The sequence below is a fragment of the Oceanobacillus iheyensis HTE831 genome, assembly GCF_000011245.1.
Taxonomy (GTDB): Bacteria; Bacillota; Bacilli; order Bacillales; family Amphibacillaceae; genus Oceanobacillus; species Oceanobacillus iheyensis.
The window spans coordinates 837,335-851,732 of record NC_004193.1 but is presented as its reverse complement, the minus strand read 5'-3'; the positions used below and the strand labels follow the sequence as shown (position 1 = coordinate 851,732).

At 33.9% G+C, this 14,398-nt stretch carries 14 protein-coding genes and 1 pseudogene; 3 read left to right on the top strand and 12 right to left on the bottom strand.

Translation table 11 applies throughout. The features are described from left to right. Positions 1–138 precede the first annotated feature (138 nt). Complete coding sequence (locus OB_RS04275; protein WP_011065204.1) at positions 139–396, bottom strand: hypothetical protein; 258 nt, start codon at positions 394–396, stop codon at positions 139–141. A 21-nt stretch (positions 397–417) separates the two neighbouring features. Continuing rightward, positions 418–1,323 (bottom strand): diacylglycerol/lipid kinase family protein, encoded by a 906-nt coding sequence (locus OB_RS04270; RefSeq protein ID WP_011065203.1) that lies wholly within the window; start codon positions 1,321–1,323, stop codon positions 418–420. A 478-nt stretch (positions 1,324–1,801) separates the two neighbouring features. On the opposite strand from OB_RS04270, the gene OB_RS04265 reads away from it, so the two are divergent. Continuing rightward, positions 1,802–2,476 carry a nuclease-related domain-containing protein gene (locus OB_RS04265; RefSeq protein ID WP_160162345.1) on the top strand — a complete coding sequence of 225 codons (675 nt, stop codon included), beginning with the start codon at positions 1,802–1,804 and terminating at the stop codon, positions 2,474–2,476. Between the two features lie 418 nt (positions 2,477–2,894). Here OB_RS04265 and OB_RS04260 read toward each other — a convergent pair whose 3' ends face one another. The 7 genes from OB_RS04260 to OB_RS04230 all read right to left on the bottom strand — a co-directional run bounded on the left by OB_RS04260 (position 2,895) and on the right by OB_RS04230 (position 10,012). Continuing rightward, the gene (locus tag OB_RS04260) at positions 2,895–4,997 is read right to left on the bottom strand and encodes a glycoside hydrolase family 18 protein (protein WP_011065200.1); all 2,103 of its coding nucleotides are present in this window, start codon (positions 4,995–4,997) and stop codon (positions 2,895–2,897) included. 166 nt (positions 4,998–5,163) lie between these two features. After that, entirely contained in the window at positions 5,164–6,051 is an 888-nt protein-coding gene (locus tag OB_RS04255; RefSeq protein ID WP_011065199.1) for a hypothetical protein, read from the bottom strand. Positions 6,052–6,133: 82 nt separating this feature from the next. After that, positions 6,134–6,730, bottom strand: a complete 597-nt coding sequence (locus OB_RS04250) for an NUDIX hydrolase (RefSeq protein WP_011065198.1) — start codon at positions 6,728–6,730, stop codon at positions 6,134–6,136. 161 nt (positions 6,731–6,891) lie between these two features. Then, a complete protein-coding gene (locus OB_RS04245; RefSeq protein WP_011065197.1) occupies positions 6,892–7,365 on the bottom strand; it encodes an ASCH domain-containing protein in 474 nt (157 codons plus the stop codon). Positions 7,366–7,398: 33 nt separating this feature from the next. Then, complete coding sequence (locus OB_RS04240) at positions 7,399–8,004, bottom strand: hypothetical protein (protein ID WP_011065196.1); 606 nt, start codon at positions 8,002–8,004, stop codon at positions 7,399–7,401. A 159-nt stretch (positions 8,005–8,163) separates the two neighbouring features. Next, the gene (locus OB_RS04235) at positions 8,164–8,793 is read right to left on the bottom strand and encodes a class I SAM-dependent methyltransferase (protein ID WP_011065195.1); all 630 of its coding nucleotides are present in this window, start codon (positions 8,791–8,793) and stop codon (positions 8,164–8,166) included. Positions 8,794–8,971: 178 nt separating this feature from the next. Then, positions 8,972–10,012 (bottom strand): NAD(P)-dependent alcohol dehydrogenase, encoded by a 1,041-nt coding sequence (locus OB_RS04230; protein WP_011065194.1) that lies wholly within the window; start codon positions 10,010–10,012, stop codon positions 8,972–8,974. A gap of 204 nt (positions 10,013–10,216) precedes the next feature. Between OB_RS04230 and OB_RS04225 the strand changes: the two genes are divergently transcribed. After that, the gene (locus OB_RS04225; protein ID WP_011065193.1) at positions 10,217–10,633 is read left to right on the top strand and encodes a MerR family transcriptional regulator; all 417 of its coding nucleotides are present in this window, start codon (positions 10,217–10,219) and stop codon (positions 10,631–10,633) included. Between the two features lie 37 nt (positions 10,634–10,670). Here the strand turns inward: OB_RS04225 and OB_RS04220 are convergent, their stop codons facing one another. Both OB_RS04220 and OB_RS04215 read right to left on the bottom strand, forming a co-directional pair. Continuing rightward, positions 10,671–10,988: a CHY zinc finger protein gene (locus OB_RS04220; RefSeq protein ID WP_011065192.1), complete on the bottom strand. Its 318-nt coding sequence runs from the start codon at positions 10,986–10,988 to the stop codon at positions 10,671–10,673. Between the two features lie 117 nt (positions 10,989–11,105). Further along, positions 11,106–12,086, bottom strand: coding sequence for a tRNA dihydrouridine synthase (locus tag OB_RS04215; protein WP_011065191.1), 981 nt, complete (start codon positions 12,084–12,086; stop codon positions 11,106–11,108). 303 nt (positions 12,087–12,389) lie between these two features. Between OB_RS04215 and OB_RS04210 the strand changes: the two genes are divergently transcribed. After that, on the top strand, positions 12,390–12,908 hold the full coding sequence (locus OB_RS04210; protein WP_011065190.1) for a YfiT family bacillithiol transferase: 519 nt from the start codon (positions 12,390–12,392) through the stop codon (positions 12,906–12,908). A gap of 140 nt (positions 12,909–13,048) precedes the next feature. Here the strand turns inward: OB_RS04210 and celB are convergent. Then, positions 13,049–14,363, bottom strand: a pseudogene (celB, locus tag OB_RS04205) (PTS cellobiose transporter subunit IIC). Positions 14,364–14,398 lie beyond the last annotated feature (35 nt).

Below are 14,398 nucleotides of genomic sequence, written 5' to 3'. Positions count from 1 at the left end.
TGGTTTAGTGGTTTAAACAATGATAACAAAAATAGGAGATTGCGTGTTTTTTATTTTTCTTTTACCCCAACAAATATTATAGAGCCTTAATTATAAAAAGGAAGTTCCAAGCTAATGATAGCTCAGACTTCCTTTTGATTAATTTATGTTTAATTTTTTGCTGAACACTGATGTTATTCCGTAGGCAATTACTACTGATAGAATCCCAAATATTAAAACAGGAGCTAAAGCAATGGAGCTCGGTCCGAAAGCAATTTCAGGTAATAATCCTTCAATATTTTGCCACGCCTGCGATACATTAGGTACATATAATGTCGTTAAAATCATCCCCGTACCTAACTGTAATATAAAATACACTATAATCATGCTACTTATAAATATTGTTGCTTTTTTCATACAATCCCCCTAATTAATAATCTATACTGTGCCAAATGCTTCATCACCTATAACTACTTTTAGATGTTTGGGAAGTACCGTAATTTCAGCAGGCGTTTGCGTCAATATCTCTCCATCACTATCAATGTTTTGCTCTGGAGAACTCTCCACTTGAAGTTTACTTGTTCGAAAATACATAACTTCATCATTTCTATTATCTGGATAATCATTTTGCATTTGCGTTTCTAACCATGTCCAAAAGTGTTGTAACTTTGCTAACTTAATAATAAGCACATCAAATTTTCCATCTTGAATATCAGCATGAGGGAAAAATGATTTCATTCCTCCTAGAAAAGCTCCATTTCCAACGACCATCATTACCGCTTCCTCATCATAATTCATTTCCTCACTAGTTACTTTTAATTGAAATGTTTCATTCTGAAAAACAACTTTGGAGGTATTAATGTAATAGGACATTTTTCCAAGTAATTTTTTATTGTCGCCTTCCATTTCTTTAGCTACTTTAGAGATAATTCCAATCCCCCAAAAGTTAAGGAAATAATTTTCATTGTATTTTCCTACATCAACCGTTTTTATTTGTTTTTGTAAGATTTGTTCCAGTGCAACTAGCGGATTTTGATTCATACCTATTGTTCTAGAAAAATCATTACATGTACCGCCTGGCAACACCGCAAAAGCTGGTCGATGATCTAGTGGAGCTAGCGCATTTACAAGCTCAAATATTGTCCCATCTCCACCTCCACCAATAATTAAATCCACTTTACTATAGATTTTTTCAATAATTTTTTTACCGTCGCCTTCTTTTTCTGTTTTATATATGGTTACTTCTTCAAAAACATCTTTTAATCTCGCTTCAATCGTATCTATTTCATTTTTTAATTGTTGATTTCCAGCGTTCGGATTTACTATGACTGCTACTGTCTTCATTAATCCTCTCTCCTTATCAAACGTCTTCTATTATTATTCCCGAATTTTTATGATCTTGATCATTTTTTGATGGAGAGGTTATTAAACGGTTGAGTAATCGTATGTAAGGACACCAATATGATCACACTTTACGACTTTAATTTATTTTCCTTTAAGACTTTAAGAATATTTTTTAAAGTGCCATGAATATTCTGCAACGCTACCAATATAACCCCCAACATAATAAAAGTAACAATCTCTCCAGTGAAAAATGCTAGTACTGCTAGTAATATAGCATAAAGTGTGAAAAATATATAATTCATTAGACCACCCTTTTAAACCATTTATTACAAATTATATCATTCTTTTTCTATTCGTTGATACACTTATCGAAATATTCATATATAATAGAGAAAATAAGGATAGGAAGTGATTTATGATTATAAAGCACAGAGAAAAAACGAGGGATTTAATGTTGTATGATTTCTTGGTTCACAGAATGGATTTCTCTATTAAAGATCGGCAAATCTATGAAATGATAAAACAAGGATATGAAGGTGAAAAAAGATTCGACCAATTAAACGGTGAGATGAATGGTTATAGCTTAATACTACAAGATTTACTATTTACACATAATAATACAACTTACCAAATCGATTCGGTGATTATTACTGCAGATACTATTTATTTAATAGAAATAAAAAATTATAAAGGAGAATATATTTATGAAAATGACAAATTAATTAAAATGCCGAATACTGAAATTATACAACCACTTCATCAACTGCATCGAAGTGAAGCATTATTTCGTAATATGATGACCGGATTTAAATATACTCTTCCTATTAAGACCTTGGTTATCTTTATACACCCGCACTTCACGCTATATCAAGCTCCTGTAAAAACCCCCTTTGTCTTACCAACTCAAGTCCAATCATTTGTACAAAAACTCAAGCGTAATTCCACCAAAAATATTACAGAACGACACCATATAATAGCAGAGGAGCTCTTACATCATCATCTGCGCAATCTCACTTTAGTAACGTCCCAGACTACCAATACGATGAACTTCAAAAAGGAATCTACTGCCGTCATTGTAGCCACTATTTTAATCATGCTTGTGGTAAATACAAATATCTTGTGTGTAATTATTGCGGGGAGGAGGAAGATGTAAATGCTGCTGTTAGTAGATGTGTGGAAGAAATAAAAGTTCTCTTCCCTGGCCTAAAAATAACTACAAACAGAGTCCAAGACTGGTGCGCCATTATTTCTTCAAAAAAACGGATACGTAAAATTCTAAGTGAAAACTATGAAGTCAAGGGGAATAGTCAATGGACATATTATGTATAAATATGATTATTCCGTAGACTAAGAAATTGTTTAAATGAGTTACCTTTTTTTGTGGATCTAATAATTTTGGTAACTCATGGAGTCAATGAGTTACCTTTTTTCTGATTCTCAAGATTTTTGGGCACTCATTGGCTCGATGAGTTACTTTTTTTCTGATTCTCAAGATTTTTGGGCACTCATTGGCTTAATGAGTTACTTTTTTTCTGATTCTCAAGATTTTTCGGCACTCATCAACCTCACCCTTATGAGTTACCTTTTTTGGATAAATTCATAGCTAACTTTCTTTTCCGTAGAAAGAATAAAATTCCTGATCCTATTAATATAATGGAGATTCCTATAGTTAAATAGTTATACAGATTGGTTGCAGTATCTGGAAGTGTTGTACCTTTAATCTTGTTGTTCGTATTTGGTTGGGGAGTTTTATTGTCGTCTGAACCTTTTACTGTTCCCCCATTACTGCCGCCTCCCCCATCGTCTCCTTGCTTATCTTTATCAGCGGGATTTCCGGCTCCACCAACATCTCCATCATCTTTATCTTTTCCATTTCCATCATCTTCTTTATTATTGTCTTCGTCATTATTATCATCTTTTGGATCTTCTTCATCTTCCATAGCAAATAAACCATGAGTTGCTAGCGAATCTACTGTTGTTCTTATCTGGTTATTTTCTATTTTACTATTGTTCTTCTCCCATTCATCTTCAACTGAATTAAAGGAATATATAGACTGATTTTCTTGTTCATCATTGAATGGAAAAGTTAACTGAAATCCTTCCTCACTTATAAAATTTCCTTCTGGATATTCAATAGCGAATGTATAAGCAGGACCAGTTTGTTTTAGACCGGAAAGTTTATCTAAATTCTCCGCATGTTTTATACTAAGTTTAGTTCCTTCAGGTAAATCCGTTGGAAGTTGAACCTGCACCCCTGTCTTCTTTCCATCTTCTAATACATGGATAATACCACCAGGTAGAACAGGAATGGCATCTGTAATTTCTACCTCCAATTCTGGTATCGGGTCTGGCTCTGGTGCTTCACTAGATACTCCTAACCCATGAGAAACAGTTTTTAACAAATTATACTCTTGATCATCTCCAGCTAAGTCCCAAATCATAGCGCCCCCAAGACCTTGTTCTTCTATAAAATTAACTTTATAACCGAGGGATTCTACATTGTCATAAGAAATAAATTCTCCTTTTTGCTCATTATACAAATAAGGAACTTTTGCCTCATTATCAAAAAAGTAATTATAGCCATCCTGATTGATCAAAGATTTGACGACATTGTAATTTACTGTCCCACCTTCAACTCCAGGTTGCTGCCACCCGGGAGCACATGTTTGATAAGCACCATTCTCAACAACCATTTTCCCATCATTATCTGCATTGCAACCAGCCCATGAATGCCCGTAAAACGGGAGTCCTAATAAAAGCTTGTCCTTTGGCACAGCACTGTACACATTAGGAGTTGAATCTACACCAAAACTCCACCCTCGTACATCAGCCTCTAATTGACTATAATAGAGCGGTGCATTATGGCCTGTGATTTCACTCCATGTACCATTAATGTCATATGCCATAATAGCCATATAATCAACAATTTCACTAATTGCGCCCAACTCGTTATTATCGGCATATGCCCATGTTGCAGATCCTGCAATGGTTACTAAATACTCTTTATTATCTTCTTGTTCCGCTTCATCAAAAGCATCACGTACTTCCTGTAACAATAAGGTATGATTTTCTTTATCGCTTGGATCCCGCTCATTGTTTGGCATTCCTCCAGCAACTGGATATTCCCAATCTAAATCCAATCCATCTAATTTAAATTCCCTAACAAATTCAACTGCAGATTCTGCGAAATTTTCTCTGGTTTCTTCTGTACTTGCTACAAGAGATAGATTATTCGAGAGCGTCCAACCTCCAATTGAGATCAATGTTTTTAAGTTTTCATTCTGCTTTTTTAATGCTTTTAATTTTGGTAATTCTACTAAATCAGTTTCATAGTCATATAGAACGATTGAGCCATTTTCTATATCTGCTTCATTTCCTTGTAGATCACGACATGGCCAGGTTTTTACTTCTCCTTCAGGTATTTCTTCGTTATCCGGGTTCCCATGCATCCCTTCCCAGCACACATCGGCAAAGGCATAGTTAATATGCGTCAACTTATTCGCATCTAAATTTTGTGGAGGATTCCATGATGAATAATATCCTAAAACAATATTGCCACCTTGCTCGGCTTGTACAACTTTCGAGTTTACTGCAAAGAAACTCATGAATACTAAACAAAACAACATCAAAAAACTAGATACCAAAACAATAGACTTTCTCTTTTTCAACAACACTTCATTCCCCTCTAATATTTTTTGACATCTAGTCTTTTTATGATGATAAATTATTACAATACACGAGGATATATAGATGTCTATACAACAATATATGATTTTATTCATTAATTGTCAATTTATTTTGATTATTTATTATATTTTGTAATATATTGACGAATCTAAATTAGTTTCGCAACTGATACGTTAGCCATACTGAGCATGGAGAAAATGGAAAGCTAGATATTACTTTCATTGCATATTTACTTGTCGTATCGAATTCTCCCTTTAACATCTCAATTCTTTGTTCTATACAGTAATTTATTTGCCTGTTAACTAGAGGCACTATACTTTCAAGGCAATATCCACTTGATGAGCCACACAATCCAAGTTCATATTCCCTACTACTTTCTCCTTCATGCAAAAATGAGTAAGCAATTATGGCCTGTTTTACAGAGTCATAACTCACAAAACTACCTTCAATAATAAGGTCATTTGTAAAAATCATACGTTTCCACTCTTCAGAAGATAATTCTACTACCGGATTATCTAAATGAGTTTCTTCATAGTTTTCTTTTACAAGCGATGCTAGTTCCAATAATTTTTTATCATTATTCAGCCATTTTTCTAATGAAAATAATTCGTAACCTTCACTCTTAGACCAATCAATTTTCACATTCATTAAATCTAACTTAGGCATATACGTTTTTCGAATTAGTTTAAATCCTATATCTTCATAAACCTTTTTGGAGTCAGTATAAATATCCGCAATAGATGTTTGTAAAGGTAGTTGATTTGTTGATTTACTAAGCTTATCTAATAACCCTTTCTCAATATCCACGGTGTAAATCAAGTCATCGGTAATAATGCGAAAATATAAACAATATGGATGCATACTATTTTTCCATGCTAAAAGTACTCCAACTATATTATTTTCAATTAAAGCAGTATAAATAAAATCTACTTTATTATTGTTTAATAGATATAGTAATAATTCTTCTTCATTATTTTTCAGTATAAAAGGCATTAACTGCGGATTATTATAATCATGATTTTTATGTATATTTATTTGCATTCTAGGTTCTCCTAGCCCATTTTCAGATATAATTCTACTTTTATAGTAATAATCTATTCATTCCAATATACAGATATAGGTATTAACCTCTGTAACTTTGAACCTCGTTATTTTCAGATTCATCATTTTTATTTCTATAGGTTAAATAATCTTTTGCCATATAGTAAGCATACGCAGTAAATAATTGAGTATTAACCGAATTTCTCCAGAGCATACGACCGAATGTATCAAAATCAAATAGATGAACTTTTATATCCTCGATCTTATCTAAGTTTTGTTCCTTCTCTTTTACAGCATCTAGGATTAAAAATGTTTTCATATTATTCGTTTGCGTTGCAGGATTAACCTTACAATCACCTAGTAGAATTGGTTGATGAACCGATATATATCCCGTCTCTTCCAACACCTCTCTTACGATACCTTCCTCATGGGTTTCATATTGTTCAAGATTCCCAGCAGGTATCTCAAAAAAAATATCATTACCTGCATAGCGAAATTGTTCAACAATTACAATCTCCTTCTCCTTCGTTATCACTACAGCATTAACCCAATCAGGATGTTCATTTACATGATAAGCTTCGATTACTGTGCCGTTTGGTAATTCACATTTATCTAGTCTAATGTTACCAAAATCACTTTGATGTATATATTCAGATTGTAAAGTCTTCCATTTTTCCAATGTACTTCTTCCTTCCATTAAAAATTAAAATAATGAAGAACATGTTCACCCAAATCTGTAATATAACCGGATAAATATTAACTTATATCTACTACTCTTAATACATAGCGAATCCTATTGAACATTGATCTACTACTTTTCTTTTTATCCTTCCTTATAAATCAATTACTTTTTGATTTATATACCAATTCAAATCTCTCACAAACAACTGGTATTTCACCGCTAAATTCTTCTCCAATTCTTTTCAGCTCCCTCGAAAAAAAAGCTTCATGAACTTCTTGCCAATAGTGCAAAGATAGATCTCCTTCTCCTTCTAAATAAGCATGTTCTTCCGTTACTTCATGATAAGGTACTATTTCTACATCCGTCGTAACAATGATTGCAACGGCCTCTCCATAGCTATTAAGAATAATATTATGCAGGCCTCGTTCAGGTAAGGAATCCCCATCCGCCAGATAATTCCGATAGCTCGATGAGGTAGCTGTCTTCTTTCCTTCCAGTACCAATTTCGCCAAACCGTCAGCATGATCCGGTGCATCTCCAAAAGCCCATACATCTACTTCATCAAAATTCGGAGCATTTCTTTGTATTTTTGTAAATGCATTCCAAATATCTTTAACCGATTGTTCATTCATCTATATCATCCTTTAAATGTTTTTCAAAGACCTCTAAAAATCATCAAAACCTGCTATAAAATCATATACCCATTGTATTTCAATTGGACCATTCACTACTCTATAATAATCACCATTTTTATTCATCAATAGTAATCTATTTTCATAAATACTAGCTATGACAACCTCATTTTCACTTCTAATCTCAATCATAAAACCTGCCTCTTTACTGACATCGGGGTTCCAATGTCGATCACTCATCTTCTTCACTTGGTATTGACTAAGGAAATCCAACAACTCCTTAGCTACAGAATAATCTTCTGACATATTTTGATGGTTAATAAATATTGCTTCAAAACTGGATCGATCGTATTCAAGTATTTCTTCTAGACTTTTTGTTTTATAATTATTCATCAAGCTAATGGAAAACACGATAATCGGTATTAAAATTAGTAATGTAAACAGCGCAGAATATACTTTTTTCTCTACTAACCTTGTCTTTAAAATAAAAGTGGTTAGTTTCTCAGATATAAATATGGAAAACGGTAGGATAATACTTACAAAAATGACTATCGCAATAATATCTATCGCACTATTCCATTTATCTATATGAACAGCAAAAAACAGATAAATAGATTTCGAAATAAAAAAAGTAATCACAAACAAATAAAGAGTAACAATAATTAATAGCCATTTACTTTATTCAATTATTCACCTCTTTATTTTTTTAAAATTTAAACTTTTAATGATAATCTAACTATAACTAAAATTGATTGTGTAGTAAACGCATTCAAGCAGCTTTTCTCCAAACTTCTATTCTCACTTTGCATCTTTCTTACAAATAATCATCGTAAATTTCATTGAAGGTTTATGATTATTATCTTTATTTGGCTCCTCCACTTGGCGAAAATCTACTAACCCATAGTCTTTAAAATCCTGGTCGATGGATTCAGCATCGTAAAAATACAATTTTACACCGTCTTTTGTTTCATAGTAATCCTCACCTAATTGCTTGCCTTTACCATACATCAGAGCTTCTTTTGAAACTGTAGTAAAAATCATATATCCATTTGGTATTAATTGGTCATAACAATCTTGGATGAACTTGTCTCGTTCTTCGTTATTCAATAAGTGAATAAGTGCATGAGAAAATATCCCATCATATTGCTTGTCATCAAATGGCATTTCACTCACAGGACCATGAAAAATAGGAATATCTATTCCACTTTTTCTAGCGAGATTAATTGCTGTTTTTGATATTTCTATACCTGTAACATCTATTCCTTTTTCTAGGAATACTTTCGCATTTCGCCCATAGCCGATTCCTGGCAATAAAATACTCTTTACATTTTTATCAATAAAGACGTCCTTTGCTTTAATAGCAGCATCAGTTGGTTCATATCCCCACATCGCTTGTTTATCTAAAAAACTCGCTTCCCAAAATTCCATTATGTTTCTATCTCCTTTATACTTCATACTAATTACAGATATAATTACTCTTTAATAACTATAATTAGTATGATGTTATTTGTAAAGACTGAAGCCTTATCCACCGGAAACATTTGCTTAAAAAAAAGATGTTCCATAAGCATAGCTTATAGAACACCTTATATTTAAACTATTAAAGTTAAATTGTGCTGACATCAATAACAAAGCGATATTTCACATCTGAATCTAATACTCGTGTATATGCTTCATCAATTTGATCTGCAGAAATCACTTCAATTTTTGGAACAATATTATGCTCTGCACAGAAATCTAGCATTTCCTGAGTTTCGCGAATTCCTCCGATTAAAGAACCAGCAAATGAACGGCGATGTCCAATCAGAGAGAATACATTAACGGACAATGGTTCTGCCGGTGCTCCGACATTTACCAAGGAACCATCAAGATTTAGAAGACTAAAGTAAGCATCCATATCAAGCTTGGCACTTACTGTATTAATAATTAAATCAAATGATCCCGCAAGTGTCTCGAAAGTTTCTTTCTCACTAGTAGCATAATAATTTTCTGCTCCGAATTCCAGTCCATCTTCTTTTTTATTTAATGTTCTGGATAAAACCGTAACCTCTGCTCCCATAGCATGTGCAATCTTAACAGCCATATGACCGAGGCCGCCCATACCAACAACAGCTACTTTCTTTCCTGGACCAGCATTCCAATGATTTAATGGAGAATACGTTGTAATACCAGCACAGAGTAACGGTGCTGCAACATCCAATTCGATATTATCAGGAATTCTGAGTACAAAATCTTCTGTTACGACAATATGAGTAGAGTATCCGCCTTGAGTTGGTTCACCATATTTATCAACACCGCCATAAGTTTGGACATTTCCTTGATGACAGTATTGTTCTTCTCCTCTGCGGCAATTTTCACATTCGCCACAAGAGTCAACCATACATCCTACTCCTACTCGGTCACCAACCTTATATTTGGTAACTTCAGGTCCAACATCTGATACTACCCCAGCAATTTCATGTCCTGGTACTAGGGGATAATTTACTTCTCCCCACTCACCATGAGCAGTATGAATGTCAGAATGGCATATACCTGAATACTTAATCTCGATTAAAACATCATGTGAATCAAGATTACGCCGTTTAATTTCCGTTGCGTGAAATGGTTGATGTGGCCCATCGACAGCCCTTGCTTTAGCAGTATACATATAAAGAACCTCCTAGAAATTTATGTTTACTTACAAATTAATGGTAAACGTTATAGTTAACTCTAAGTCAAGAGGTTTATCCTTTATTTTTTAAACTTCCACACATCATACTAATTTTGACTACTTCATATTAGTATGATAAACTACTCTAAAATCCTAGAGTTAGCTCTAAGTCTATACTCATTTATAAAGGAGAAACTAAAGATGAAAACATATTCTATTAGTGAAGTTGCCAATAAACTGAATCTCACTGTATATACCCTACGTTATTACGACAAGGAAGGCTTATTGCCTTTTGTGGAGAGAAAAGACAATGGAACACGCTTATTTAAAGACGCCGATATTGAAGCTTTACACATTATCGAGTGTCTTAAATCCACTGGAATGCCAATTAAAGAAATTAAAAATTTTATAGATTGGTGTGGAGAAGGCGATGCTACGTTGCAACAAAGGTATGATTTATTTGTAGAAAGAAAAGCAAATGTAGAAGCACAATTAGAAGAATTAACTAAAACAATGGCAATTATCGATCATAAATGCGATTATTATAAGACTGCTTTAAATGCAGGAACAGAAGATATTCATAAAAACAAAAAGTTAGATATTTACTCTGCTAACTAATTGAAACCCGCCTAACTTAATCGGCGGGTTTCTCTTATTATTTATAATTAAAATAAAGATGATAATGGTATTGACAGTTTTCGTTGAATGAGGCATTACAATTTTTACAAGAATTCATTTTCAAGTATTCATTTATTGTTAATTCGGTCTGACACGCACCACACAAGATAGCTTTTTCATCAAATTCTTCTCTTGGCCATCTTTCTATTTCATGGTCTTCACACTCTTGGTGACACTTGTAACAAGGATAGTATGCGTTGCAACATTTAAATTTAATACTGATAATATCTTTCTTAGAATGATAGTGTTCACACCGAGATTGATGATCGACAACCTTTCCATAGACTTTTACCACTATGCACCCTCCTCTTAAATTCAAACTGCTATTAACAGTTTCACTCTACAAGCGTTGTATATAGCAAAAAAGGCTGGAATAATGTTTTCAGCCTTTTTTGTGATCAGTAGATTACTTCTACTGATCAACTTCAATCGTATTTTCTATCTCAAAGTTATCTAGTAATGCGCGCACTTCCGCAGTGGATTTTGTATTCATCATTTGATTTCTTAATTCACTTGCACCCCTAAATCCTTTAACATAAATCTTGAAGAAACGATGAAGTGGTTTAAATGAACGAGATTCTAACTCGTCATATTTATCATGAAGGTCCAAATGTAAACGTAAAAGATCAAGCATTTCTTGACTGCTATGCTCTTTCTGCTCCTTTTCAAAAGCAAAAGGATTCTTAAACACACCTCGTCCAATCATTACTCCATCAACGCCGTACTCCTCCACGAGTTTCAAACCCGTTTGACGATCAGGAATATCCCCATTGATCGTTAATAGAGTATCTGGTGCAATTTCATCACGAAGTTTTTTAATCTCCGGAATAAGTTCCCAATGAGCGTCTACTTTGCTCATTTCTTTTCTTGTACGAAGATGAATCGATAAATTGACAATATCTTGTTCCAACACATGCTTCAGCCATTCTTTCCATTCATCAATATACGTGTAACCAAGCCTTGTCTTCACACTTACAGGCAAACCTCCAGCTTTTGCTGCCTGTATTAATTCTGCAGCAATCTCTGGACGATTAATCAGACCAGAACCTTTTCCATTTCCTGCTACATTTGCTACAGGGCATCCCATATTAATATCTAGACCTTTAAAACCCATTTCAGCCATACCAATACTCATTTGTCGGAAGTATTCTGGTTTATCTCCCCAAATATGAGCGACAATCGGTTGCTCATCTTCCGTAAATGTCAGACGTCCGCGTACACTTTGGCGACCATCTGGATGACAATAGCTCTCTGAATTTGTAAACTCCGTAAAAAACACATCCGGCCTAGCTGCTTCTGTCACAACATGACGGAAAACAACATCCGTCACATCTTCCATTGGTGCAAGTACAAAAAACGGACGTGGTAAATCACGCCAAAAATTATCTATCATTGTTACATTTCAATCCTCTCATTGTGGGTAATAAATAACCCTTATCCCAATATATCTTTTCTTCTTTTACACTTATATCATTTTTCCGTAAGTTAAACAAACGGATTGCCTAAAATAAACCCTTCCAATAATCGCCACTAGGTGGGCTTTGGATAGAGCACTATTATATTATAAAGGACATTGGATAAATGCGAAACCTACCTTCATAATTTCCTTTACAGATAATTTAAAAGGGTTTAAGAAAAAGATGTCGAAATACACATCTAGAAATAAAAATTACAATAATACAAAGGGGATTAGTAAATGAATGAAAAATATCCAATTGGAGAATTTCAATTTGATGGAGAAATTACAAACATTATTATAAATGAATGGATTAATGAAATTGAAGATTTACCAAGACTATTAAAAAATACTGTAATAGACTTAAATAATGAACAACTTGATACATCTTATCGTTCAGGAGGATGGACTGTTCGACAAGTAATCCATCACCTTGCCGATAGTCATATGAATGCCTACATACGCTTGAAATTAGCTATTACGGAGGAAAATCCTGTGATAAAGCCGTATGACGAAAAAGAGTGGGCAGAATTATATGATTATAACTTACCAATTGAGATTTCCTTATCACTAATTGAAGCATTGCATAAAAGATGGTGTAGTTTATTACGTGATTTAAGTCCTACTGACATGGAAAGAACATTCAAGCATCCCGAATCAGGTAGTATTTCTATAGGTAAAAACATAGGAATTTATGCTTGGCATGGTAAGCACCATCTTGCACATATCACTTCTTTGTGTAAACGAAAAGACTGGTAAAAAGATATTCCTTATAACAAGAATCTTACCACTCTTGTGTCATCAGCTATTAACCTAAAAAGCCCTGCTGCAACGTCGCAGAGCTTTTTCTTTTATTAAACAATTTACATTTTTTCCCTTTGGTATCATTAAATAATACATTACTTATCTTTACCCGCTGCCACTTCCTTACCCGCACCTACTAATTCCTCACTAAAATACCGTTTATCTAATAATTTTAAAAATGGGATCCAAATGAGCGTGACAATTACTAGGTTAACTAACTGCATAATTCCACCAGCAATCGAATTTGTTGTCAGCATTCCACCGATGAAGATTGGAGTCGTCCATGGTACATGTACTCCAGTAGAAACAGGGAACAAGGCCTATTGCCATAGAAAAATAAGTAACAATTGTAATAACAACTGGTGCTAATAACCAAGGTATTAAAACTAGCGGATTAAGAATGATGGGTAACCCGAAAATGATCGGTTCATTTACATTAAATACTGAAGGTGGACCACCAATTTTACTGAGTTGTTTCAATTGCCTACTTTTAGCCACTATAAATAGACCAAGGATAACTGCCATCGTCATTCCTGATCCACCCATTCCAACAATAAAGGTATCGATAAATTGGTTGTTTACGATATGCAGTCTTTCTTCTCCCGCTTGATATGCTTCATAATTTTCTAAAGACAGTGTCATCCAAATTGGATCCATTATAGAATTTACGATGATCTGACCATGTAAACCAAAGAACCAAAAAACCTGGATTAAAAGGACTGCAATAATCGCTGCAGGCAATCCACTTCCCAATGCAGTTATTGGTTCTTGAATAACAGAATAAATAAAGTTTTGTATTGTTTCAAAAGGTGTGATACTAAAAAGAATACGAATTAACAAAAATATAGTTAGTGTAAAGGAAATTGGAATTAAGGAACTAAAGGACCTTGATACTGCCTCTGGAACACCAGGTGGCATTTTAATCATCCAATTTTTCTGTACAAAGAAACGAAAAATCTCTGTTGAAATAAATGCCGTTAAGATGCCGAGAAAAAGCCCTTCTGCTCCTAAACTAGATGTCGGGATTACACCTGTAACATCTTCTAACACTTGAGGTGTCAAAATGAGGAAGGATGCTAATGCAGTAACTCCTCCATATATAGCGTCCCCCTCATAATAGGCAGTCAGTTTATAGGCAATCCCAACAATGACAAACATTCCCATAATCGATAGCGTTGCAGCTGAAGCTGGTCCGAGCGCATCTTTATACGCATTGTACGCATCTTCACTTAGTAATTGGTCTAAAAATGGGATATTAGCAATAACGACAAATATTGATCCAAAGATAATGATAGGCAATGCTACCATAAATCCGTCACGCAAAGCACTTAAATAACGATTATTATTAAGCTTATCTGCAATTGGTAAAAAAAAACGTTCCATAAGCTGCATAAATTTGCTATTTTCCATTTTAAACTCCTTTTATTATTCATTTATTTAATACT

Coding starts and splice junctions, on each gene's coding strand:
- OB_RS04275 (WP_011065204.1), bottom strand. CDS start 396: ATGAAAAAAGCAACAATATTTATAAGTAGCATGATTATAGTGTATTTT.
- OB_RS04270 (WP_011065203.1), bottom strand. CDS start 1,323: ATGAAGACAGTAGCAGTCATAGTAAATCCGAACGCTGGAAATCAACAA.
- OB_RS04265 (WP_160162345.1), top strand. CDS start 1,802: ATGGATTTCTCTATTAAAGATCGGCAAATCTATGAAATGATAAAACAA.
- OB_RS04255 (WP_011065199.1), bottom strand. CDS start 6,051: ATGCAAATAAATATACATAAAAATCATGATTATAATAATCCGCAGTTA.
- OB_RS04245 (WP_011065197.1), bottom strand. CDS start 7,365: ATGAATGAACAATCGGTTAAAGATATTTGGAATGCATTTACAAAAATA.
- OB_RS04235 (WP_011065195.1), bottom strand. CDS start 8,793: ATGGAATTTTGGGAAGCGAGTTTTTTAGATAAACAAGCGATGTGGGGA.
- OB_RS04230 (WP_011065194.1), bottom strand. CDS start 10,012: ATGTATACTGCTAAAGCAAGGGCTGTCGATGGGCCACATCAACCATTT.
- OB_RS04225 (WP_011065193.1), top strand. CDS start 10,217: ATGAAAACATATTCTATTAGTGAAGTTGCCAATAAACTGAATCTCACT.
- OB_RS04215 (WP_011065191.1), bottom strand. CDS start 12,086: ATGATAGATAATTTTTGGCGTGATTTACCACGTCCGTTTTTTGTACTT.
- OB_RS04210 (WP_011065190.1), top strand. CDS start 12,390: ATGAATGAAAAATATCCAATTGGAGAATTTCAATTTGATGGAGAAATT.